Consider the following 22101-nt stretch of genomic DNA (forward strand, 5'->3'; position numbering starts at 1 on the left):
ACAGAACAGTCAAACTGGCTGGAGAGCGGAGCAACCCTTCCTTATGGCAGGCAGGCTCCAGAGGACATTCGACAGGCAAGGCTTGCCCCTTCGGAGAGTTCTCCAAGAAAAAGGGAACAGAGTCCGGTACACGGACCGGATTTCATAAGGGAGCCGCCAGGATGAGCAGAACCCGTCTCTCGCAGCCTCAGCGCGCGAAGCGCCGAGAAGGCCAGACTACGGCCGCTACGGTGAGGCGCTTCTGCTCAAAGGGCGATGAAGCGGTCCGCAACAGGGTGGACGCGCTCGGTTGAAAGGGGAGGTGATCTCGATGGTCGCAAGCATCCAGGCTGTAGCCCCCCACGATGTGGCGCTTTCGGTGCGCGACCTCACGGTGAATTTGCCGCAAGGCATGGAACGGACCCATGCTGTCAAGGACATTTCCTTCGATCTGAAACGCGGCCAGATACTCTGCATCATAGGCGAGTCCGGATCGGGTAAGTCGGTCACGGCGAACGCGATCATGGGGCTACTGCCCAAGGTGATCCGCCTCTCATCGGGAATAATCCAGCTGGAGGGGATGAACATCATCGGCATGTCGCCCGACAAGCTGCGCAACCTGCGTGGACGGGTCGTGTCGATGATCTTTCAGGACCCGCTCTCGGCGCTCAATCCGCTGATGACGGTGGGCGCGCAGATTGACGAGGTCATGGCCGCGCATGGCTTCGGCACGCCACAAATCTGTCGAAACCGCGCAATCGAACTGCTCACTGAAGTAGGCCTGCCAGATCCCGAACTCATGTATCACCAGTACCCTTTCCGGCTTTCGGGCGGGCAGCGGCAGCGCGTCATGATCGCCATGGCGTTGGCGCTCGAGCCGACGGTGCTGATTGCGGATGAACCAACCACCGCGCTCGACGTCACCACCCAGGCTCAGATCCTGCAACTAATCCGTGACATTCAGCGGCGCAAGGGCATGAGCGTTATGTTCATCACCCACGATTTCGGCGTGGTGGCCGAGATCGCCGACAGCGTCGTGGTGATGGAAAAGGGCAATGTCGTCGAACAGGGCAGCGCCGAACAGGTGCTGAAGTCGCCCAAGCACCCTTATACCCAGCGCCTGATTGCAGCCGTACCGCATTTGACCGGCGAAGATCGCCCTCGTCCGGAGGCTGCCAGCAAGGAGCCGATCCTGAAGGTTGAGGGTCTGGTGAAGACCTATCGCGGCGGCAGCGCGCTGTTCGGCGCGCAACGAGTTGTGACAGCGGTCAACGAGGTTTCGTTCGAACTGGCGCCCGGCCGCACGCTTGGGGTCGTAGGCGAGAGCGGTTCGGGGAAATCGTCGCTGGGCCGGCTGCTGATCAAGCTGCTGGACAATGACGGCGGCGGGATCTTGTTCGAGGGCTGTGACATAGCCAAGCTTTCCGAAGCGAAGTTCCGCCCACTTCGACCGCGGATCCAGATGATCTTCCAGGATCCCTTCGCTTCTCTGAACCCACGCTCGACGGTCGGTCACATCATGACGGTGGGCCCGATGGCGCACGGGATGCCTCATGTCCAAGCGCGCGATGAAGCGCGTGCGCTTCTGGCCCATGTCGGTCTCGATGCCGGCGCTTTTGGCCGCTACCCGCACGAGTTCTCGGGTGGGCAACGCCAGCGCATCGGCATCGCTCGTGCGCTGATGTTCAAGCCGAAGCTGTTGATTGCCGACGAGGCAGTCTCCGCACTCGACGTGTCGATCCAGGCGCAGATCCTGCAGCTTCTGGACCAGATCCAGCGCGAGACGGGCGTGTCGATGGTCTTCATCACGCACGACCTGCGCGTCGCCAGCCAGATCTGCGACGAAATCGCGGTGATGCAGAAGGGCCGGATCGTCGAGCGCGGACCGCCCTCGCAAATATTCCTGAACCCGCAAGCAGCCTACACGCGCCAACTGGTAGCGGCAATTCCAGGAGAGCGGCCGGGCAATGCCCGTCCAGTAGCAGCAAACGCATAAGAAATAACAAGAGAGGAACTACCATGACCAAAAATTCATCGACTACGTCCAACTACTCGAGGCGCGAAGCGCTGCGACTGATGGCGATAGGTGGGGCTGCAGGCCTCATCGCGCCCAATCTGTTGGGCAAGCCCGCCTTCGCCAAGACCCCTCCTGCAGGCCCGGCCGGTCGCGTCATCGTCGGCCTCTCCCAAGAGCCGACCGTGTTCAATCCGCTGATGGCGCATATCGAAGTCGATGACGCGGTCCATTTCTCGGTTTTCGACGCGCTGGTCCGCATGGATCCCCAAGGTGGCCTACATCCAAACCTCGCAGCCGAGGTGCCAAGCCAAAAGAACGGCGGCATTTCGGAGGACGGTCTCAACTGGCGCATCCGGTTGCGTGACAATGCCCGCTGGCACGACGGTGAGCCCTTCACGGCCGAGGACGTGAAATTCACCCTTGAACTCATCACGAACCCGAAGTTTCGCGCTTGGCGCACGAGCGGCCATTCGCTCGTGCAGGACATCACAGTGGTTTCGCCCACCGAGATCACATGGCGGATGAAGGAGGCTTTTGCGCCCTATCTTTCGTTCTTGGCCGAAACGTTCATCGTGCCCAAGCACATTCTGGGGAAAGAAGCCGATCCGAACACAGCCGCGTTCAACCAGGCGCCGGTCGGCACCGGCGCATTCAAATGGGGACAGCGTGTTGCGGGCGATCATATCGAGCTCGTCGCCAATCCTGAGTACGCCGGCGAAGGCCCCTATGTCGAGCAACTCATCTTCAAATACATCCCCGACATGACGGTGCTCTACACGCAGTTCAAGAGCGGCGACGTGGACCTGGTCGATCAGTCGTACATCACCGCCGACCATTATACTGAAGCCCGCGAACTAGCAGACCGCGTGGTGACACTTGAGACTGGGTCATCCCTGGAGTCGATCTACCTCAATTTGGGCCGCCCGCAGTTCAAGGAGTTGGCAGTGCGCCAGGCGCTCTACGCCGCCTTGGATAGGAAAGCGATCGTCGACACGATCTATTACGGCGTGGGCACTCTCACCGAGACTTTCATGCCGAAGGAGTCCTACTACTACGACCCGAACCTGCCGGTTCAGGAGTTCAATCTGGACCGGGCGCGCCAAATCCTTGATGAGGCCGGCTGGGCGCCGGGGCCGGATGGAATCCGCGCCAAGGATGGGGTGCGACTGTCCTTCTCCAACTCGACAACTTCTGGCAACAACCTCCGCGAGCAGACGCAGCAGTTCCTGCAGCAGACGTTTGCCGAGATCGGCGTCGAGATGACGATCTCGAATTTGCCGGCTGCAGTTATGTGGGGCGAGTTCTGGCTGAAGTCGCAATTCGACACCGCCATGGTGGGCGTCACCTATCTGATTGCCGCGGACCCCGACGCCACAAACCGGCTCCATACGAAGGCAATCGCCGCTCAAGGCGGACACGGTTCGAACACCGGGCAATATTCCAACCCTGAGGTCGATGCCCTGCTCGAAAAGGGCGCTCGCAGCTTCGATCCGGAAGAACGACGCGGGATCTATAATCGCGTGCAGGAAGTGGTGCGCCATGATCTGCCCTTCCTGCCGCTGTTCGCGTACACAATCGTCCTCGGGCGCAAGAAGGGGTTGGACGGCTTCGAGCCCAACGCCAACACCCGCACCGCCTCGTGGGATGCCGCAGCCTGGCAGTGGAAGGCCTAATCCACGCAGTTGCCGCCGCCCCGCCGATTCCGCCGCGGCGGCGGCAACAGACTAAAATCATCAACCCACAATGGAGGGACTCGAATGCGCGGCTTCCTGCTCAATCGCCTCTCGCAGAGCCTGGTGCTGCTTGTGATCGTTTCGATCATCGGCTTCGGCATTCTGAACCTCCTTCCCGGCGGCCCGCTGGCGCAATTCGGGCTCGATCCCGGAATGACCCAGCAGGATATCGAGCGTCTCAAGGGGCTGCTGGGCCTCGATCGACCCATGTGGATCCAATATCTGGACTGGGCATGGCGGCTGGTGCGGGGCGACTGGGGTCACTCCTTCCGCGACGGAGCGCCGGTATTGGAGGTCATCGGCAGCCATCTCTTTGCCACGCTGCTGCTGATGGGGTCCTCAACCGCAATTGCGATCTCCATTGGCGCCTGGATTGGAATCCGAGGCGCCACGCGCCGCTACTCGCTGTTCGATTATCTTGCAACTGTCGGGGCCATGGTTGCGTTGTCGGTCCCCACCTTCTGGTTCGGACTCGTCGGCATCTACGTCTTTTCCCTGAAGTTGGGTTGGCTGCCTGCGGGTAATATGTCCGAGATCGGCGACGCCTCGATCCTGGGCTACCTCCACCATCTGATCCTGCCAAGTATCGTGCTGTCGCTGGTCCATATCGCGATCTGGAGCCGCTACATGCGGACGGCCACTCTCGACGCCATTAGCCAGGACTTCGTCAAGACGGCTCGGGCCAAGGGGTTGAGTGAACGCCGGATTCTGACGAAGCATGTCGTCGGCAACGCACTTTTGCCGATGATTACCTTGGCCGGGATGCAGCTTCCCAGTGTCCTCACTGGCGCGCTCGTGACCGAAACCGTCTTTACCTGGCCAGGAATGGGACGGTTGTTCCTCGATAGCCTTGGTTACAGCGACTATCCGGTTGTGATGGGGCTGCTGATGTTCTCCGCCATCCTCGTTCTGCTTGGAAACCTGATCGCCGACATTGTCGTCGCTATTGTCGATCCGCGCATTCGTCTGGCTTGAGCGCGCAACTTTCCCGACAGGAGACAGCCGATATGACCGCTTTCACCGCAAATGCAGCTCCAAGCCGATGGAGAAACAACCGCGCGGCACGTCGTTTCATGCGTCATCGCTTGGCGCTGCTCGGGTTGGCGATGATCATCTTCCTGAGCCTCGCTTGCGTCCTCGGCCCCCATCTCCTGCCTTATGACTCACTGTACATCGATCTGCGAGCCCGCTTTGCCCCTCCGCTGACGGGCTACCACTTTCTAGGTACCGATCCGCTTGGCCGCGACGTGGCGGCAAGGCTTTTGATGGCGGGACGAATCTCGCTGCTGGTGGGTTTCTTTGCCATGGTTTTGTCGACACTCATCGGCACCCTGGTCGGGGTAATTGCCGGCTATCGCGGCGGCTGGGTCGGGGCCACGCTGATGCGCACGGTCGATGGATTCCTGTCATTCCCATCGATCTTTCTGCTGCTGGCGCTGGCTGCCGCACTGAAGCCCAGTCCTGTGATGATCACCGTCATTATCGCCCTCACCAGTTGGATGGAGGTTGCCCGCATAGTCGAAGCGGAAGTCCGCTCGTTACGCGAACGCGAGTTCGTCCTGGCCGGGCGAATGCTGGGATTGAGCGGCACCCACATCATGTTCCGCGAGATACTGCCCAACGCCATGGGGCCGATTATCGTCGCTTCCACCTTGACGGTCGCGCGCGCCATTCTCATGGAAGCCTACATCAGTTTCCTCGGCTACGGGATCCAGCCGCCACTGCCCAGCTGGGGCAACATGCTCAATGGTGCCCAGCAATATCTCGGCAGCGCACCTTGGCTGGCAATCATTCCCGGAGCTGCAATCACCATCGCGGTAACCAGTTTCAATTTCATCGGTGACGGGCTGCGTGATGCGCTCGACGTCCGAGACGACCACATCTGAAGTTTCACCGACCGTAGATTACCCCTGCAATGCAGCGAGAAGTCAGCCACGTGCAAGAGCCTCATATCGCCGACAAGAACACACCCTACTGGTGGGAAGCGGCGCCCGTCATGCCGCTGCCGCGGCAGCCAGTCGCAACAAAGCTTGACGTGGCAATTGTCGGCGCCGGTTATGCCGGGCTTTCGGCCGGGCTTGCGCTGGCGCGCGAGGGACGCTCGGTCGCCGCTTTTGATGCGATGAATCCGGGCGAGGGTGCTTCCACGCGCAACGGCGGGATTACGAGCGGGACCATCCGGCCGGACCATGCCACGATCACCCGGCGCTTCGGTGAAGAGAAGGCCATGGCGATCGAGGCCGAGGGCAAGGTCGCACGCGAATTCCTCTACGACTTCATCAAGACCGAAGGGCTCGACTGCGACTTCCGACTGGTTGGCCAATTCAAAGGCGCTTTCGGATATGAACAGTATGAGAAGATGGCGCGCGGCGCCGAGACGCTGGCGAAGAAACTGGGGATCGAGTCCTACGCGGTTCCGCATGCCGAGCAGCGAAATTATATCGGCACCGACTTCTACCGCGGCGGAACCGTTCGGATGGACATTGGCGGGCTGCACCCCGCAAAATTCCATGCTGAGCTCCTGCGGGTGGCGCTCGCATCCGGGTTGACGGTCCATTCGCATACAGTGGTCAAGTCGATCGAGAGGAACGGTTCGGGCTTCCGCGTCGCGACTTCGGCAGGGACGGTGGATGCACGGCAGGTTCTGGTCTGTACCAACGGCTATACCGACGGCGCCGCTCCCTTCCTGCGCCGCCGCCTGGTTCCGGTCCGCAGCCGGATCATCGTCACCGAAGAACTTGCGCCCGATGTCATGGCGCGACTGATGCCGAAGCTGATGACGATCACCGAGAACCGGCAACTCGGTTTCTATTATCGTCCCTCGCCCGACGGAAAACGTATCCTGCTGGGGGGCCGTGACAGTTCCCGCGTCGGCGATCCGGCGGCGCCGAAACTTCTCCTTCGCAAGGGCCTGGTGAACCTTTTCCCGGAGTTGGAGAACGTGCGCCTTTCGCATTGCTGGTTCGGCAATGTGGCGATGAACCGAGATATGCTGCCCCGCATCTTCGAGAAGGACGGCGTGGTCTATGCAACTGGCTTCTGCGGTTCGGGCGTGGTCTGGGCGCCATGGATTGGCATGCGTGCGGCCCACAAGTTGATGGGGCATGGCGAGCAGTCGCGCACTGCGTTCGACTTTCGACCGCCTTCGGCCGTCCCGCTCTATCGTGGCAATCCGTGGTTCATGCCGGCGATTATCCAGGGCTATCGGTTGCAGGACCGTCTCGCCTTCTGGCGCGCCAGACGCTAGTCGCCGACATCGGGGGCGATCCGTGGTTCATGCGGGCAAACCCTTTGGCGCGCCCGCCGCTGACACGACTGCAGGATCGCGCGAGGTCACCTTGTTGCCGGAGAGTGTCGAAAAATCCGTCGGGACTGGGGCGTGGTGCGAAACTGATCAGCGGTGGGACGCCTTTGCGCGGATCAGCGCGTCGGCCATGTAGAGGTCCTGCAGGGAGATGCCGGAACTATCGAAGACCGTGATCTCATTGTCGAAGCGGCGTCCGAGCGCACGCCTTTCAATAACGTCGCCGATTGGTGTTACCACAAGCACGCCGGCGTCGATCTCGTCGCGCACGTATTGGAACTCGCCGATCTGGACGGACTGGGAAAGCAGATCACAAAACAGACGTGCCTTGGGAAATAATTCGCTCGGCAATTCGCGTTTACCCGGAGCATCCGACCCGATGCTGACGATATGGGTTCCGGGTCCCACCCAAGCGGCATCGAACAGCGGTTCGCGTGCGGGTGTCGCCGTCACCACGATGTCGGCCGTGCGCACGGCTTCTTCCGGCAAGGCAGCGCGCGCCTTCAGTCCCCTTTCGCCGATCTGATCGACAAAAGCGTCGCGCCGCGGCGAAGGCCGGGCCACGACCAGCACGGTTTCGATTGGGCGGATGCGTGCCAGCGCCATCACTTCGAAGCTCGCCTGGTTGCCGGCCCCGAAAATCGCCAGAACCTTGGCTTGCTTGCGCGCAAGAAGATCGGCCGCAACCGCGTCGGCGGCGGCCGTCCTGTAGGCGTTGACCTTCCCGGCCTCGACTACGGCGCCGAGCCGACCTGTATGCTGATCGAGCAGCACGATGGTCGAGTTGTGGCGCGGAAGGCCACGTGCCGGGTTGCCCGACCAGAAGGAGCCAATTTTCACGCCGGTCAGCTCGCCCGACGAACCGGATTTGATTGAGAAGGTATTGGTCACCTCCTGTGTGCGCCCGAGAACAGCCGGAAAGACCCAGCTCTGCCGCGATGCTGCCGCCACGAGAGCCTCGCGCGCCGCCTCGAAAGCAAGTTCATGCGTGACGAGGGCGGCTGACTCCTCTTCGCTGATGTAGATCATCCAAAATTCCTCCTGGGCATCGCCGATCGGGCAACCACGAAGCGGCGATTCAAGGTGCCAGGTATTCCTCGCCCGATTTGCACGATTTGGCATGCCGAGGAACTGCATAAAACGAATAATCCCGCTGATTTGAAGGGGCAAAACAGCAGCGAAATCTGTCCGCCGGGCGCGACTCTCAGATCCGACTTCAATCCGACTCTGGATCAACTGACAGCGTTGCACCTTATGGCCTTTGATCATGACAGAGATATCGTCAGCGCCCCGATCGAGCTGATGAAATTGGAAACCCGCCATTTGCCGGGCGCACTGAAGCTGTCGCAGGAGATGGCCTGGCCCTACCGTCAGGAGGATTGGGAATTTGCCCTGATGGTCGGCAATGGCCTGGTCCTTGAGCGGGCAGGACAGGTGATTGGCACGGCCATGTCCTGGAATTACGGACAGTCCTATGCCTCGGTCGGGATGATCATAGTTACTGGCTCCGCGCAAGGCGGTGGCAACGGCGCCCGGCTCTTTGATGGATTGCTTGAGGCGACACACGGTCGCAACCTGCTGCTCAACTCAACCGAAGAGGGGCTGGCGCTCTACAAGCGACGCGGCTTCACTGCATGGGGCACGGTGCTTCAGCACCAGGGCTCGCTGGCTGTCGCCGTGACGCGGAGTACCCGCGACGACATCCGTCAAGCGACAGCCTCTGACCTCGCGGCAATCCAGGCCTTCGACGAACGGGCCACGGGCATGCCCCGGCTGCCGATGGTGGCTGCGCTCGCCGATGTGGGCAACGCATTGGTCATTGAGCGCAGGGGACGGATTGCAGGCTACGCTGTCGCGAGGAGGTTTGGCCGCGGCTATGTCGTCGGCCCTTGTGCAGCCGAGAGCGACCACGACGCGCGGCTTCTGATCCTGGCCCAGCTTTCGAAGCTTCACAATCAATTCGTTCGCATCGACGTCTATGCCGAGGATGGATTGGGCGACTGGCTTGCGAGCCTTGGCCTGCAGCGGTCCGGCAGTGCGACCGCCATGGTCAAAGGACAACGACCCGGCGCCGAGGGGCCAGCCCATATGTATGCGTTGGCAAACCAGTCGTTCACTTAGGAAACGAGACTATGAATAAGCTGGCGGCAAGCTTGGCGGTGAGCGAGACGGCTAGGACGATCGACGCCTTGGTCACCCCGACGCTGCTTCTAGACCGTGGCCGGCTCGAGCACAACATCAAGGGTCTGGCTGAGCGCGCCAGGAAGCTTGGCGTGGTGCTGCGCCCGCATATGAAGACGGCCAAGAGCATCGATGTCGCCCGATGCGCGTTCCATCGCGAACGCGGTCCGATCACGGTCTCGACCATCGCCGAGGCGGAGTATTTCGCGGGCCATGGCTTTCGAGACATGACCTACGCGGTCGGCATTTCGCCGGCCTCGGCCACGCGGGCCATGGAGCTTTGTCGCCGCACCGGCGCTGATGTGAAGCTGTTGCTCGATTCGGTCGGGCAGGCCGATGCCCTGGCCAGCGTCCGCGAAACCACCGGTATGACCCCATCTGTTTTCATCGAACTGGACTGCGATGACCATCGCGGTGGTTTGAGGCCGGACGACCCGAAGTTGCTTGACGTGGCCGGCAGTGTCGTCGCGGCCAGTGCCAAACTCGTCGGCGTTCTCGCCCATGCAGGCGAATCCTATGGCTTGAACACGCCCGATGCGCTGGTCAAGGCAGGCGAGAACGAGCGTTCAGCCACGGTGCGCGCGGCTGAAATCCTGCGCGCCCATGGCCATGCCTGCCCGATCGTCAGCGTCGGCTCGACGCCGACAGCGCATTTCGCCAGCAATCTTGAGGGGGTCACGGAGCTGCGCGCCGGGGTCTACATGTTCTTCGACCTGGTCCAGCACGGCGTTGGGGTGTGCGAACTCGACGACATCGCGATTTCCGTATTGGCCACGGTGATCGGGTCCAAGCCGGAAAAGGGATGGGTGCTGGTTGACGCTGGATGGATGGCGCTTTCGCGCGACCGGGGAACCGCAAACCAGCAGATCGACCAGGGTTACGGCGTGGTCTGCGACGAAAAGGGGCGGGTGCTTGAAGATGTGATCGTGGCCCAGGCCAGCCAGGAACACGGTATCCTCGCCATTCGTGCCGGCTCTGGAAAGTCCATGCCCGAGTTGCCGCTCGGGACTCGGGTCCGGATTCTGCCCAACCATGCGTGTGCGATGGCCGCCCAGCATGATTTCTACAGCGTCGTCAACGGGGACAGCCCCAAGATTGAAGCGCGTTGGGAGCGGATGCGCGGCTGGTAGGCGCGCGACTACGCTCGGATGTCGCCCCACTCAAATCAACACTGGTGGTCAAGAAAATGAAGTTTACCTCTTACTGGCTGGATACGTCTCAGCCGTTCAATGAAGCGTCGTCCAAACCGCTCGAAGGCCACTACGACGTGGCGATTGTGGGCGGCGGCTTGACCGGCTCCTCCGCAGCGCTGGCCCTTGCCAAAAAGGGCGCCCGGGTTGCCCTGTTGGAGGCCGAAACGATCGGCAATGCCGCGTCCGGCCGCAATGGCGGCATGTGCAACAACGGCTTTGCCCAGAACTATGCAATCATGGCTGGCAAGCACGGCAAGCTGGCCGCAAATGCGCTCTACAAGGCTTTTGACGCCGGCGTCGATATGGTCGAGCGGCTGGTGCAGGAAGAGAAGATCGACTGCAGCTTCTCCCGCGTCGGCAAACTCAAGCTTGCCGCCAAGCCCGAGCACTACGCCATGCTGGCGCGCAGCCAGGAACTACTGGCTGCCAATGTCGATCCCGACACCAGGATGATCGCGCGCGAGGACCTGCGAACCGAAGTCGGCACCAACCGCTACCATGGCGGGCTGCTCTTTCCCAAGAGCGCGGGCATGCATGTCGGCCGGTTCGTCCGGGGCCTCGCGACCGCCGCTGCCCGGCGTGGCGCAGAGGTTCATGAACGCTCGCCCGTCATTGCGATGCGCAAGGTTTCAGGCGGGCATGAGGTAACGACGCCAAAGGGCAAGATCGTCGCGCGGCAGGTCCTGTTGGCAAGCGGCATTTCCCAGGTTGGCCCGCTCGGCTGGATCCGCCGGCGCATGATCCCGGTCGGCGCATTTCTGATCGTGACCGAGCCGCTGTCGCCCGACCACCTTAGGCGTCTCATGCCGACTGGGCGCATGGTCGTCGACACGCGCAATCTCGTTGTCTACTGGCGGCTCACGCCGGACAATCGCCTTTTGTTCGGCGGGAGGGCGCGCTTTGCCGTGTCCAACCCTCAATCCGACCAAAAAAGCGGCCGGATACTCAAGGCGGCGATGGTCGAGGTCTTTCCGGAACTGGCCGGCACCCGCATCGACTACTGCTGGGGCGGCATGGTCGATATGACCCGCGATCGCCTGCCGCGCGCCGGAGAGCGCGATGGCATCTATTACTCGATGGGCTATAGCGGACACGGGACCCAGATGTCGACGTTGATGGGCACCATCATGGCCGACGTCATGGACGGGCACCCCGAGCTCAATCCCTGGAAGGATTTCGACTGGCCAGCGATCCCCGGTTATTTCGGGCGCCCCTGGTTCCTGCCGATTCTCGGCGCCTATTACCGCATGAAGGACCTTGTAGGGTGATGACGCCCCTCGAACGCCTGGCCCGCAACGGCCACCTGGACAAGTTCTTCATCGACGGTCAATGGGTTGAGCCGAGCGGCACCGCGACGGGCGTCGTCGTCAATCCCGCCACAGAAGAGGTTGTGAGCCAGTTTCCGCTTGGAAATGGCGAGGACGTTGACGCGGCCGTTGCAGCGGCTCGCCGGGCATTCGCCACCTGGAGTCGGACCACGCCAGAAGACCGCGCGGGTCTGCTCGATCGCCTGCAAGCGCTGCTCGAGGCGCGCGGCGAACTGCTGGCTCAATGCCTGAGCCTCGAAATGGGCGCGGCGATCGGCTATGCGCGCAGCGCCCAGGTGCCGCTGGCGATCACGCATGTTAAGGTCGCTCGCGATGTGCTGACAGACTTTCGCTTCGTCAAGCAACGGGGGCAAACCGCCGTCACCCACGAACCGATCGGTGTCTGCGCCTTGATCACTCCGTGGAACTGGCCACTTTACCAGATCACCGCCAAGGTTTCGCCGGCGCTCGCTGCAGGCTGCACGATCGTGCTGAAGCCGAGTGAGCTTTCTCCCTTGGACGCCCTGCTGTTCGCCGAGGCAATCGAGGAAGCCGGCTTCCCTGCCGGGGTTTTCAACCTCCTGCAAGGTGATGGTCCAGGCGTCGGTATGGGTCTCGCCTCCCATCCGGATGTCGACATGATCTCCATTACCGGGTCCACCCGCGCGGGCATTGCGGTGGCCCAGGCGGCAGCGACGACGGTCAAGCGTGTCGCGCAGGAGCTGGGCGGCAAGTCGCCGAACGTGATCCTGCCGGACGCAGATCTCGATCGCGCCGTTTCTCTGGGCGTAGCCGCCGCCTTCCGCAATCTCGGCCAGTCATGCAGCGCCCCGACGCGCATGATCGTGCCACGCTCGCTGCTCTCCGAGATCGAGGCAATCGCCAAAAGGGCCGCAGCCCAGATCGTCATTGGCGATCCGCTTTGCGAAGCCACAACTCACGGTGCAATCGCAAACCGTGCCCAATTCGACCGCATCCAAACCATGATCGGCGTCGGCATTTCTGAGGGCGCCAAGCTTCTCACCGGCGGACCGGGCCGTGCGCACGATCTGAACGTCGGGTTCTATGTGAGGCCGACCATCTTTTCCGACGTGCGCACGACCATGCGCATTGCCCAGGAAGAGGTCTTTGGGCCAGTTCTCTGCATCATCCCCTACGACACAATCGAGGAGGCCGTCACCATCGCCAACGACACGGTCTACGGTCTGGGGGCCCATGTGCAGGGCCAGGATGTGGACGCCGTCAGGGGCGTGGCCTCGCGGATCCGCTCCGGTCAGGTGCATCTCAACTACCCGGCCTGGGATCCGCACGCCCCGTTTGGCGGTTTCAAGCAGTCCGGAAACGGACGCGAATATGGGATCGAGGGCATGTTGGAGTATCTCGAGGTAAAATCCATACTCGGCTATTTCTAGGCCCTGGGCCTGTCCGTGGCTTTCGACGGTCGGGAATAGCCGTCGGCTCACAAGTTCTTGCTCGGTACCCTGGCGCGCTTGCTGCGAGCCCACGCGATGACGCGTGCGTGCTCGTCCGCCATAGCCGCGTCGAAGCGGCTGTCGCCACTGAAAGCCAGGGCAAGTGCATTTGCGCAGAGTTCGGCGTCCCGGAAGCATCGCCGATGCCTGCGCAGTGAGTGCGTCCTTGTTATAGCCAGCATCGCCAACAATCGCCCAGCCTGGCCCGTATGGCTTGCTGGGCAACGCTGCGCCAGCGAGTGGCCTCTCGCGCCTTGCTGCGCCAAGACGGTCGGCGAAGGCAGGCCATCCCGGCTCCGATCAAGAGCGCCGCGCGCCAGCCGGCCCACCAAGGTTGCCGCGATCACCCTTGATGTCGTAGAGCCTACGGTCGGCGGCAATTGGTGGAGAAGAATATATGCCAGAGCACCCGAAACTCGTCTCGACTGCCAAGTCGCATGGCGGCGCCCAGCATGTTTACTCTCATCTTTCGACGAGCTGCTCGTGCGAAATGACGTTTGCCATTTTCGTGCCTCCGCAGGCACGGGAAAGCCGTTGCCCCGTGGTGTGGTACCTCTCCGGGCTCAGCTGCACCCATGCGAATGTAATGGAAAAAGGCGAATACAGACGTATTGCCGCCGAACTTGGCTTGATCGTTGTCTGTCCCGACACCAGCCCGCGTGGTGCCGACATTCCGGATGAAAAGGACAATTGGCAGTTCGGCAGCGGCGCCGGTTTCTACCTCGACGCGACGCAAGAGCCGTATGCCAAGAACTATCGCATGTATTCCTATATCGTCGAGGAGCTGCCAGCCGTCATCGGGCGCGAATTTCCCGCCGATATGGCGCGCCAGTCGATCTTCGGCCATTCGATGGGCGGGCATGGCGCGCTGACGATCGCACTGAACAATCCCGCGCGTTTCAGAAGTTGCTCGGCGTTTGCGCCGATCGTGCAGCCAAGCACAGCCGGCTGGTCGAAGCCGGCTTTCGAAAAATATCTCGGCCTGGATGAGGCGTCGTGGCGGCGCTACGATGCCACTTCGCTCATCGAGGATGGACATCGTTTCCCGGAATTCCTGGTCGATCACGGAACGTCAGACGGTTTCCTCCAGGAGGGCCTCAGGCCTTGGCTGCTCGAAGACGCCTGCTCCAAGGCAGGCATTCCGTTGAAATTGCGGATGCAGGACGAATACGATCACTCCTATTTTTTCATTTCGACATTCATGCATGACCATATGACGTGGCATGCCGAACGGCTTTCACGAGGGTAGGCCGTAGGAATAGTTGGCAGTCAGGCGGGCTCGGTGACGATGCCGATGCGCCGGTAGACGAATGGTTCGTCCTTCGAAGGAACCGTCGCAGCGCGCTGGGCCTCGTCGATCAGCATTGCCATGCGCGCATGGATCGGCGATTTCGCGCAAGCCGGGTCCGTCGCGGCGGCATCGCCGGCGATTGCCATCGCCTGGCAGCGACAGCCGCCCCAGTCGATCTCGCGCCGCTCACAGTTGCGGCAGGGCTCCTGCATCCAGTCCGTGCCTCGAAAGGCATTAAATGCCGGGGAATCGGTCCAGATCGCGGCCAGGCTGCGTGATCCAAAACGCTCGAAGCCGAGCGACGGTATGGTCTGGGCGGCATGGCATGGCAGTACGGTGCCGTCTGGCGTCACCATGAAGGCGTCGCGCGCCCAGCCGCCCATGCACGGCTTGGGATAGATGGCGAAATAATCCGGCGTGACGAAATCGATGTTCATGATGCCGGTGAGCCGTTCGCGCGCCGCCGCGACGATCTCCGCCTGGCGGTCGACGGCAGCACGCTCGGGCATCAGTTGATCGCGATTGGTCAGCGCCCAGCCGGCGTACTGCACGCTGGCGATCTCGAGACGCTCCGCACCCAGCGAAAGGGCCAGATCGATGAATTCCGGTACCTCCTCGATATTGTGGCGATGGATCGGCGCGTTGATGGTAAGCGGCAAGCCGGCCGCGCGAGCGCGACGTGCCGTTTCCAGCTTCTTTTCGTGGCTGCCCCTGTGATTGCCGATGCGCTCGGTGGTCGCCGGCCGTGCACCTTGAAAGCTCAGTTGCAGATGGTCGAGCCCGGCTTCGGCAAATGCCTCGATGCGGCCATCCGCAATGCCGACACCGGCGGTGATCAGGTTGGTGTAGACGCCGCGCGCCGAAAGCCCGGCGATCAATTGCTCGAGATCGCGACGCAGCGTCGGTTCACCGCCGGACAGATGCACCTGGAGAACGCCAAGATCGGCGGCCTGCGAGAATAGGTCGAGCCAGCTCTGCGTGTCGAGTTCGCGATTGGCCTTCAGCAATTCGAGCGGATTGGAGCAATAGGGGCATTGCAGCGGGCAGCGATGCGTCAGTTCCGCCAGCATGCCGATCGGGGGGAGAGGGGGCTCGCTCATAGCTTCACCAGCAGCTTGTCAGACCATTCCTGCAGGAAGGCGATGACATCGGCCGCCACAGCCTCCTGTTCGGCATCGTAATCTGCGGCAAGGCCGGCAATGATGTGGCCGACCGTGGACCGCCCATCGCAGCGGCGCAATATGTCGAGGCTGATCTCGTTTGGCCAGAACACCTTTTCGGGCGACAGCACGGCGAACGCCTGGCGCACGGGGTCATACTGTATGCGCACATGCTTCGGCAGCGATGGAACCGACTGCAGCGACACCATGGCTCTTTCGCGCAGTGCCATCATTGGGCTGCCTCCGGACGGAAGGCGCCCGGCGGGATATTGCCCGGCTCGCCATAGGCGTGTTGAAGCGCGTCGAGCATGGCCCAGAGTATATCGCATTTGAACACCAGTGCATCGATCACCTGCTGCTGGCGTTCTGCCGTGTCGGCATGTTCGAGCACATAGGCGAGCGCGAAGTCGGCGTCGCGCGAGGCCTGTTCGGGCCGTCGGGTGAAATAGGCCAGCGTGTCCTCGGTGATATAATCGTATCTGGCCAGCATCGCGGGCACCCGCTCGCCGATGATGAGCGGCGAGAACATCTCAGTCAGCGACGACGCGACCGCCTCCAGCAGGGTCCGGTTCGTGCAAAAGGAGAGGTAAGCGCCAACCGCAAAACGTGTCGCCGGCAGGGCCAGCCTCTCGCTCTTCACCGCGTCGGCATCGAGACCGAGCGAGGTCGCCAGGTGCAACCAGCGCGCAATACCGCCGCTCCAGCCGTCCTCGCCGTCATGATCCTCGATGCGTTTGCGCCAGGCGGCGCGAAACGCCGGATCCTCGGCATGAGCGAGGATCATGGCATCCTTGCGCGGAATGACCGCCTGATAGCAATAGCGATTCAGCGCCCAGGCCTGCATCTCGGTCCTCGACAGCGCACCGCTGGTCATCCTGTGATGGAAAGGATGGTGGTTGTGATAGCGCTCGGCACCGACCTGCCGCAGCACGGCTTCGAGCTCTCTGGAGGACAGGCCGTTGCTGGCTGCGTGGTGGAAATCACTCAAAATTCCATCTCCATCCCATCGCCGGCCACTTCCCAGCCAGCCGCTTCGACTGCTGCATGCTCGGCAGAATTCTCGTCCAGAACAGGATTGGTGTTGTTGATGTGGACGAAGACACGACGGCCGATCCTCACATCGGCCAAGCCGGCGATCGACCCCGCGTCTCCCGACATTGCCAGATGCCCCATGCGCGCACCGGTCTTTTGGCCGACGCCGGCAGCAATCAACTCGTCGTCGGTGAAGACCGTGCCGTCGAACAGAAGGCATGCGGCATCGGCTAGACGCGTGCGCAGGGCCGCATCGATGCGGGCGCAGCCGGGGATGTAGAAGACGGAGCCGCGACTGCCGGCACCGGCGATACGGACGCCGATCGTGTCGCCAGTGTCAGAGCTGAAATTCGCATCCGGCTGACCTCTTTCTTCGAGATAGAGGGCTATCTTCCCGGGCACGGGAAAGCTCTCGACAGCCACCCCGGTGTCGTGGCCGTCTGTGTCGCAGATCGACAGTTCTTGCGCCGGCGGCAAGATGCGTCGCGGCACGAGCGCCGGATCGAGGACATTGAAAATCGAATTCGCCTTCAGCGTCGCCAGAACCTGTGTCGTTGCATAGATAGCGAAAGGCTGCCGCTCACGCAGGCTGAGCAGGCCGGCGACATGATCGACATCGGCATTGGTCAGCACGACCGCGCGAATGGGCGTCGAGCGCAGCGGCGCATCGTGCGCGGGCTGCAATTCAGGCGTTGCCGCGATCTGCTGGCGAATGTCGGGCGAGGCGTTGAACAGAACCCAGCCGAGTCCATCCGCCGACGCGGCGACACTCGATTGGGTTCGTGAATGCACGCCAGCTACCCCGGTGCGAGCCGCACGGCTCAGACGATAATTGCAGTTCCATTGCGGAAAGCCGCCGCCGGCCGCCGATCCGATGATTCTCAAGCGCATGAAAACGCCCGCCCCGCGGCTTCTCTGACCAGCAGCCAATTTGCAGCCGCAAAAAACGGCCCGCCCGCTTTGCGCGCCTCAAACTCTTTCACGAAAATCCCATACGGCAAGGGGATGCGTGCCCCTGTTGCCAGGGACACGCACCTCTGCGGCCTACTTCTTGGGAGTAATTTCAGCAGGCAGATACCGCGAAATTTCAAAGCCCGCAGCAACCTGACACATGGTCGGTTTTGTCCAGCTCTTCTTCATAACATTTCTCCTCTTCTACCAGCCCGAAGGGGCCGATCCGGTGGTTAGCCAACCATTGCAGGGCACCGAAGCAATGGCTCGTCCATCACGTTCTCAAAATGGACAAATGAAACACAAGGTTTTGAAAGGCCCGAAAAACAAACTATCGAAAGTAGCTGTAGTCTTCTCTTCAATTGTTCATCGCGCAGGTTTTTCCTCCTCCTGACCCATCCCAACATTGCGTAATCGGATTCTCGTGCTCGTCGATCAGCGGCACATTGTAACCCAGCAGGAGCTTGGTGATCTCCGGCTGGTTTTCCCTGATCACCCGGTTGAGCGTCCGTTTCCATTCCTGGTCGGACGGACGTACGCCCATGGTGATGCGGTAGGACATGCGCGAGCCGGTTTTTTCCTTCAACAACGGAACAATGGTGACATCGGCTCCGAGTTCCCTGGCATAGTAACCTGCCATCGGCCCCCACAGGACCGCCGCGTCAATCTTGCCGGCGAGCATGTCCTTGATCATGACCTCCCCCATGGAAGGAGTGACGCGCGTATCCACCGCGAGTGGATAGATCTTGGCGGTCCGCAGAAGCTTGTTGGCGGCCATGTTGGCGGTTGGCGGCGTGCTTTCGACGACGCCGATTCTCTTGCCGGAAAGTTTCGGGTCTTCGATCGTCTCGATGCCTTCCATGCCGTTGCCTTTGGGGTATACGAGCACATAGGCGGAGCGATAGTAGGCGTTGGTGTTCTGCACCAGTTCATCGCCTTGGGCGTAGCCCATGATGATGTCGCATCGGTTGGCCCCCAGCGTGTTTCGCACAAAGCCGGTGACAGTGGGAAACCACGTGTAAGCGACTGATTTCCGCCCCGTCTTCTTGGCAACCAGTTCAGCCAGCTTGTTTTCGAAGCCTTGGCCGTTCTTGTCGGTAAAGGGCATATTCGAGGGATCGGCGCAGACGCGCAGAATGTCGGGATCCACAAGTTCGCCCGCAGCGCCAAGCCCGGCATTTTGAGCCAGAACGTTCGACGGCAGCAAGGCGAACGCGCCGAGGATCGGCAGAACGACGCGCAGCTTCGATGCAGTGCAGCCGATCATATCATCCACCCATGCAGGATGCTTCGGCATCCTTGGCTGCCTGAGCCTTGTTTTCGTGCTTGGGCGGCCTGCCGCGGGGTGCCGCGCCATCGGCGCGCGCGCGCAGATAGACGTAGAGATCGTCCAGGTAACAATAGACGTTCTTGTTGTCGCCAAAGGCAGGCATGACGTTTTCCTTGCCGCCGCCGACATTCTTGCGGCCCTCGGCGACGATCGACAGGAACGTGGCGTAATCCATGGTTTTCAGACTATTGACCAGGGCAGGCGCATAGCTCGAACCTGTTGCGTCCTGTCCGTGACAGACATGGCAATCGGAGTGATACCGGCGGTACCCGCTGAACGTGTACCAATCGACGGTTCCGTTTTCGATCTTGTAGGTCGGATTTCCGTCCGCATCTACATACTTGCCTCCTTCTTGCTTCACCGCCTTGGCTTTTTCCATGCTGTCTTCGGCCCGTGCCAGACTTGAGCTGGCCAGAGGCAGCAGGACCAGGGCGAGAGCGGAAACTGCAATGCGAACGATCATTCAGACTCTTCCTTCATTTGCCAGGGACACTGGCTGCCGTCGTGCAGCGGCATTGATCGGTGTTTGGATGCGCGCGTAATCGAGAGCCCAGTTCCCGGCTTCGGGTGACCCGGGCTCTCGTTTTCGAACCTAGTCGTAAGGCTCTTCCCGGTTATCAGTCCGGGAGGCCGAAGACGGTGAGCTGACCACCCAGCGTCGTATAGTCGGCAAGTGCCGCGTAACCGCCGACGGCACCCAGACCAGCGGTTCCAACGACCGCGGTCTCGTCGCCCTGCGCACGGCCCTGATCGACGGCGCCATGCCAGGCAGCGGCGTTATCGGGCGAAAGCAGGCCACCTGCCAGACCGATACCGGCCCATCCACCGACGCCGGACAGAACGGCGACGTACTGCTTGCCGTCATGCTCATAGGTCGTGATGTTGCCGATGATGCCGGACGGGGTCTTGAACTTGTAAAGTTCCTTGCCGTCCTTATCGACCGCCTTGATGTAGCCTTCGAGGGTACCGTAGAAGACGACGTCGCCATCTGTCGCCAATGCGCCCGACCAAACCGAGAACTGCTCGGGCTTCGACCAGACGATCTCACCCTTGGCTGCATCCCAGGCAATGAAGTTGCCCATGTTGCCGTCACCACCGGGCGCCGCATACATCGACACGGTGGCGCCCACATAGGGCTGACCGGCGGTGTAGCTCACTTTGTAAGGCTCATAGTCCATGCAGACATGGTTGGTCGGCACGTAGAACAACCCGGTCTTCGGCGAGTAGGCGGCCGGCTGCTGGTCCTTGGTTCCAAGCGCGGCCGGGCAGATACCGGTCGAGTTGGTGTCTTCGCCGTTCTGCTGGGTCGAATACTTGGCGACGACCTGCGGGCGGCCATACTGGTCGCTCTTGGGATCCATGTTGACTTCCGTCGCCCAGTTCACTGCCGGATCGTATTTTTTGGCGACGAGAAGTTCGCCGGTGGCGCGATCCATTGTGTAGGCAAAGCCGTTGCGGTCGAAATGCACCAGCACGTCGTGCTTGGCGCCGTTGACCTCCATGCCATCGACGAGAATCATCTCGTTGATGCCGTCATAGTCCCACTCATCATGCGGGGTCATTTGGTAGAGCCATTTGGCAACACCGGTATCCGCATCGCGAGCCATGATTGTCATGGACCAGCGATTGTCGCCTGGGCGCTGGACCGGGTTCCACGTCGAGGGATTGCCAGTGCCGTAATAGACCAGGTTCAGCTTGGGATCATAGGAATACCATCCCCATGTCGTGCCGCCGCCCGTCTTCCACTGTTCGCCTTCCCAGGTGTTCGTGCCGGAATCCTTTCCGACAGGCTTGCCGAGATGAGTCGTCTTTTCGGGATCGAGAAGGGTGTCTGCATCAGGACCTTCCGAATAGGCTTTCCAGGCGAGCTTGCCGTCTTTCAGATTGTAGGCGGCCAGCCAGCCGCGAACACCGAATTCAGCACCGGAGACGCCCACGAGCACCTTGTCCTTGATGACTACGGGTGCCGACGTGCCGGATTCGCCCTTTCCGCCGTCGGTCTGGTCGCCGTTCTTGACAGACCAGACGACCTTGCCGGTCTTGGCATCGAGCGCGACGACAGTTGTGTCGGCCTGGTTGAGAATGATCTTGCCGTCGCCATAGGCGACACCGCGGTTGACCGTGTCGCAGCACATGATCGGAATGACGTTCGAGTCCTGCTTGGGCTCGTATTTCCACAGGATCTTGCCGTCATTCTTGAGGTCGAGAGCAAAGACGTTGTTTGGGAAAGGCGTATGGACATACATCACGTCGCCGATGATCAGCGGCCCGCCTTCGTGACCACGCAGCACGCCGGTGGAAAAGCTCCATTTGACCTGCAGGTTCTTCACATTGTCGGCAGTGATCTGGTTGAGTTTGGAATAGCGGGTGTTGGCGTAGTCACCCGTCTGCATCGCCCAGTTCTTCGCATCCGATGCGAGCTTTGCAAGGTCTTCATTGGCCGAAGCCGTATAGGCAGCGCCGAGCGATAAAAACGCCGCGGTCGTCAGTATGTAGGTAGTTTTCGCAAGTACACGCATCCAAAATCCTCCCGGGTTCACAGTGAAGAATCGACCGTCAAGCCCCACAGGGGCCTGCCCAAGCAATTCACGTTGGGAAGTTATTTTCCGGCAGCTGTCACGACCTACCCCGAAGCAGAGGGCACCGTTACCGCCCGCCCCCCTTGGTCTTCGAAAGACTGCCGCCGCTCCCTGATGACGGTGGCGCTCTTGAAGCCGGAAACAGGAAAAAGCTATGTCATCGTAAAAGACCAGGCAAGCAAAAACCTACAATGCGTCGTTGCGCTGCAATATCGATTATGGTGCGATGCAATATTTAGAAACCAGTAAAATAAGCATCGGGTGAAAAACTAATAAGAGAATGGCCGCCAGCTGCGGCATATATAGCAACCATATTGTTCCCGTATTCTCAAGGTGATATATATTTGACGTTATTTCGATATATTCCACGAGGCACATCGGAGTAAGTATGCGTGCATCTCGCTGGCTGCCGATAGTGAGCGACGCATGAAATAAACGCGTGAAAGAGGTGCTCAGGGGGTCATGAAGCTGGCTCTTGTCGGTCGATAGGGCATTCCTCCTTTGGTCGTATACGCAGGCCATGGGAGCTTGACTGGCTTTGCGGCACGTCGCCAACTGGAGCGATGATCCCG

General features: G+C 61.1%; 19 protein-coding genes. 11 read left to right on the plus strand and 8 right to left on the minus strand.

Features of this window, described 5'->3' with window-relative positions; translation table 11 throughout:
• Positions 1-310 precede the first annotated feature (310 nt).
• From NKJ91_RS11225 to NKJ91_RS11245, 5 genes are all read left to right on the plus strand, one after another.
• On the plus strand, positions 311-1975 hold the full coding sequence (locus NKJ91_RS11225) for an ABC transporter ATP-binding protein (RefSeq protein WP_352455588.1): 1665 nt from the start codon (positions 311-313) through the stop codon (positions 1973-1975).
• A gap of 23 nt (positions 1976-1998) precedes the next feature.
• A complete protein-coding gene (locus NKJ91_RS11230) occupies positions 1999-3669 on the plus strand; it encodes a peptide ABC transporter substrate-binding protein (RefSeq protein ID WP_352455589.1) in 1671 nt (556 codons plus the stop codon).
• An 84-nt stretch (positions 3670-3753) separates the two neighbouring features.
• Complete coding sequence (locus NKJ91_RS11235) at positions 3754-4704, plus strand: ABC transporter permease (RefSeq protein ID WP_352455590.1); 951 nt, start codon at positions 3754-3756, stop codon at positions 4702-4704.
• 32 nt (positions 4705-4736) lie between these two features.
• Entirely contained in the window at positions 4737-5615 is an 879-nt protein-coding gene (locus tag NKJ91_RS11240; RefSeq protein ID WP_023678809.1) for an ABC transporter permease, read from the plus strand.
• A gap of 29 nt (positions 5616-5644) precedes the next feature.
• Positions 5645-6976, plus strand: coding sequence for an NAD(P)/FAD-dependent oxidoreductase (locus NKJ91_RS11245; protein ID WP_502903572.1), 1332 nt, complete (start codon positions 5645-5647; stop codon positions 6974-6976).
• A gap of 147 nt (positions 6977-7123) precedes the next feature.
• Here the strand turns inward: NKJ91_RS11245 and NKJ91_RS11250 are convergent, their stop codons facing one another.
• On the minus strand, positions 7124-8302 hold the full coding sequence (locus NKJ91_RS11250; RefSeq protein WP_352455592.1) for an ornithine cyclodeaminase family protein: 1179 nt from the start codon (positions 8300-8302) through the stop codon (positions 7124-7126).
• Between NKJ91_RS11250 and NKJ91_RS11255 the strand changes: the two genes are divergently transcribed.
• From NKJ91_RS11255 to fghA, 5 genes are all read left to right on the plus strand, one after another.
• On the plus strand, positions 8288-9154 hold the full coding sequence (locus NKJ91_RS11255; protein ID WP_352455636.1) for a GNAT family N-acetyltransferase: 867 nt from the start codon (positions 8288-8290) through the stop codon (positions 9152-9154). The two genes, NKJ91_RS11250 and NKJ91_RS11255, sit on opposite strands and share 15 nt — an antisense overlap.
• Before the next feature lie 11 nt (positions 9155-9165).
• The gene (locus NKJ91_RS11260) at positions 9166-10344 is read left to right on the plus strand and encodes an alanine racemase (protein ID WP_352455593.1); all 1179 of its coding nucleotides are present in this window, start codon (positions 9166-9168) and stop codon (positions 10342-10344) included.
• A 56-nt stretch (positions 10345-10400) separates the two neighbouring features.
• Positions 10401-11675: an NAD(P)/FAD-dependent oxidoreductase gene (locus NKJ91_RS11265; RefSeq protein ID WP_352455594.1), complete on the plus strand. Its 1275-nt coding sequence runs from the start codon at positions 10401-10403 to the stop codon at positions 11673-11675.
• Positions 11672-13126: an aldehyde dehydrogenase family protein gene (locus tag NKJ91_RS11270; protein WP_352455595.1), complete on the plus strand. Its 1455-nt coding sequence runs from the start codon at positions 11672-11674 to the stop codon at positions 13124-13126. Before NKJ91_RS11265 ends, NKJ91_RS11270 begins: the two co-directional genes overlap by 4 nt.
• A 457-nt stretch (positions 13127-13583) precedes the next feature.
• Entirely contained in the window at positions 13584-14435 is an 852-nt protein-coding gene (gene fghA / locus NKJ91_RS11275) for an S-formylglutathione hydrolase (protein WP_352455596.1), read from the plus strand.
• 20 nt (positions 14436-14455) lie between these two features.
• Here the strand turns inward: fghA and pqqE are convergent, their stop codons facing one another.
• The 4 genes from pqqE to pqqB are packed head-to-tail and all read right to left on the minus strand — an operon-like array spanning position 14456 to position 17560.
• Positions 14456-15577, minus strand: a complete 1122-nt coding sequence (pqqE, locus tag NKJ91_RS11280) for a pyrroloquinoline quinone biosynthesis protein PqqE (RefSeq protein ID WP_352455597.1) — start codon at positions 15575-15577, stop codon at positions 14456-14458.
• Positions 15574-15870 (minus strand): pyrroloquinoline quinone biosynthesis peptide chaperone PqqD, encoded by a 297-nt coding sequence (pqqD, locus tag NKJ91_RS11285; protein ID WP_023678820.1) that lies wholly within the window; start codon positions 15868-15870, stop codon positions 15574-15576. The genes pqqE and pqqD overlap by 4 nt, the downstream gene beginning before the upstream one ends.
• A complete protein-coding gene (gene pqqC / locus NKJ91_RS11290) occupies positions 15867-16625 on the minus strand; it encodes a pyrroloquinoline-quinone synthase PqqC (RefSeq protein WP_352455598.1) in 759 nt (252 codons plus the stop codon). The genes pqqD and pqqC overlap by 4 nt, the downstream gene beginning before the upstream one ends.
• Positions 16622-17560, minus strand: a complete 939-nt coding sequence (gene pqqB, locus NKJ91_RS11295; RefSeq protein WP_352455599.1) for a pyrroloquinoline quinone biosynthesis protein PqqB — start codon at positions 17558-17560, stop codon at positions 16622-16624. Before pqqB ends, pqqC begins: the two co-directional genes overlap by 4 nt.
• 220 nt (positions 17561-17780) lie before the next feature.
• Between pqqB and NKJ91_RS11300 the strand changes: the two genes are divergently transcribed.
• Positions 17781-18014, plus strand: coding sequence for a hypothetical protein (locus tag NKJ91_RS11300; protein WP_352455600.1), 234 nt, complete (start codon positions 17781-17783; stop codon positions 18012-18014).
• Here the strand turns inward: NKJ91_RS11300 and NKJ91_RS11305 are convergent.
• The 3 genes from NKJ91_RS11305 to NKJ91_RS11315 all read right to left on the minus strand — a co-directional run bounded on the left by NKJ91_RS11305 (position 17979) and on the right by NKJ91_RS11315 (position 21469).
• Complete coding sequence (locus NKJ91_RS11305) at positions 17979-18887, minus strand: substrate-binding domain-containing protein (RefSeq protein WP_352455601.1); 909 nt, start codon at positions 18885-18887, stop codon at positions 17979-17981. The genes NKJ91_RS11300 and NKJ91_RS11305 overlap by 36 nt on opposite strands.
• Before the next feature lies 1 nt (position 18888).
• Positions 18889-19413, minus strand: coding sequence for a c-type cytochrome, methanol metabolism-related (locus NKJ91_RS11310; RefSeq protein WP_352455602.1), 525 nt, complete (start codon positions 19411-19413; stop codon positions 18889-18891).
• A gap of 154 nt (positions 19414-19567) precedes the next feature.
• Entirely contained in the window at positions 19568-21469 is a 1902-nt protein-coding gene (locus tag NKJ91_RS11315; RefSeq protein WP_352455603.1) for a methanol/ethanol family PQQ-dependent dehydrogenase, read from the minus strand.
• Positions 21470-22101 lie beyond the last annotated feature (632 nt).

The sequence above is a fragment of the Mesorhizobium sp. M0040 genome (genome assembly GCF_040323505.1).
GTDB lineage: Bacteria > Pseudomonadota > Alphaproteobacteria > Rhizobiales > Rhizobiaceae > Mesorhizobium.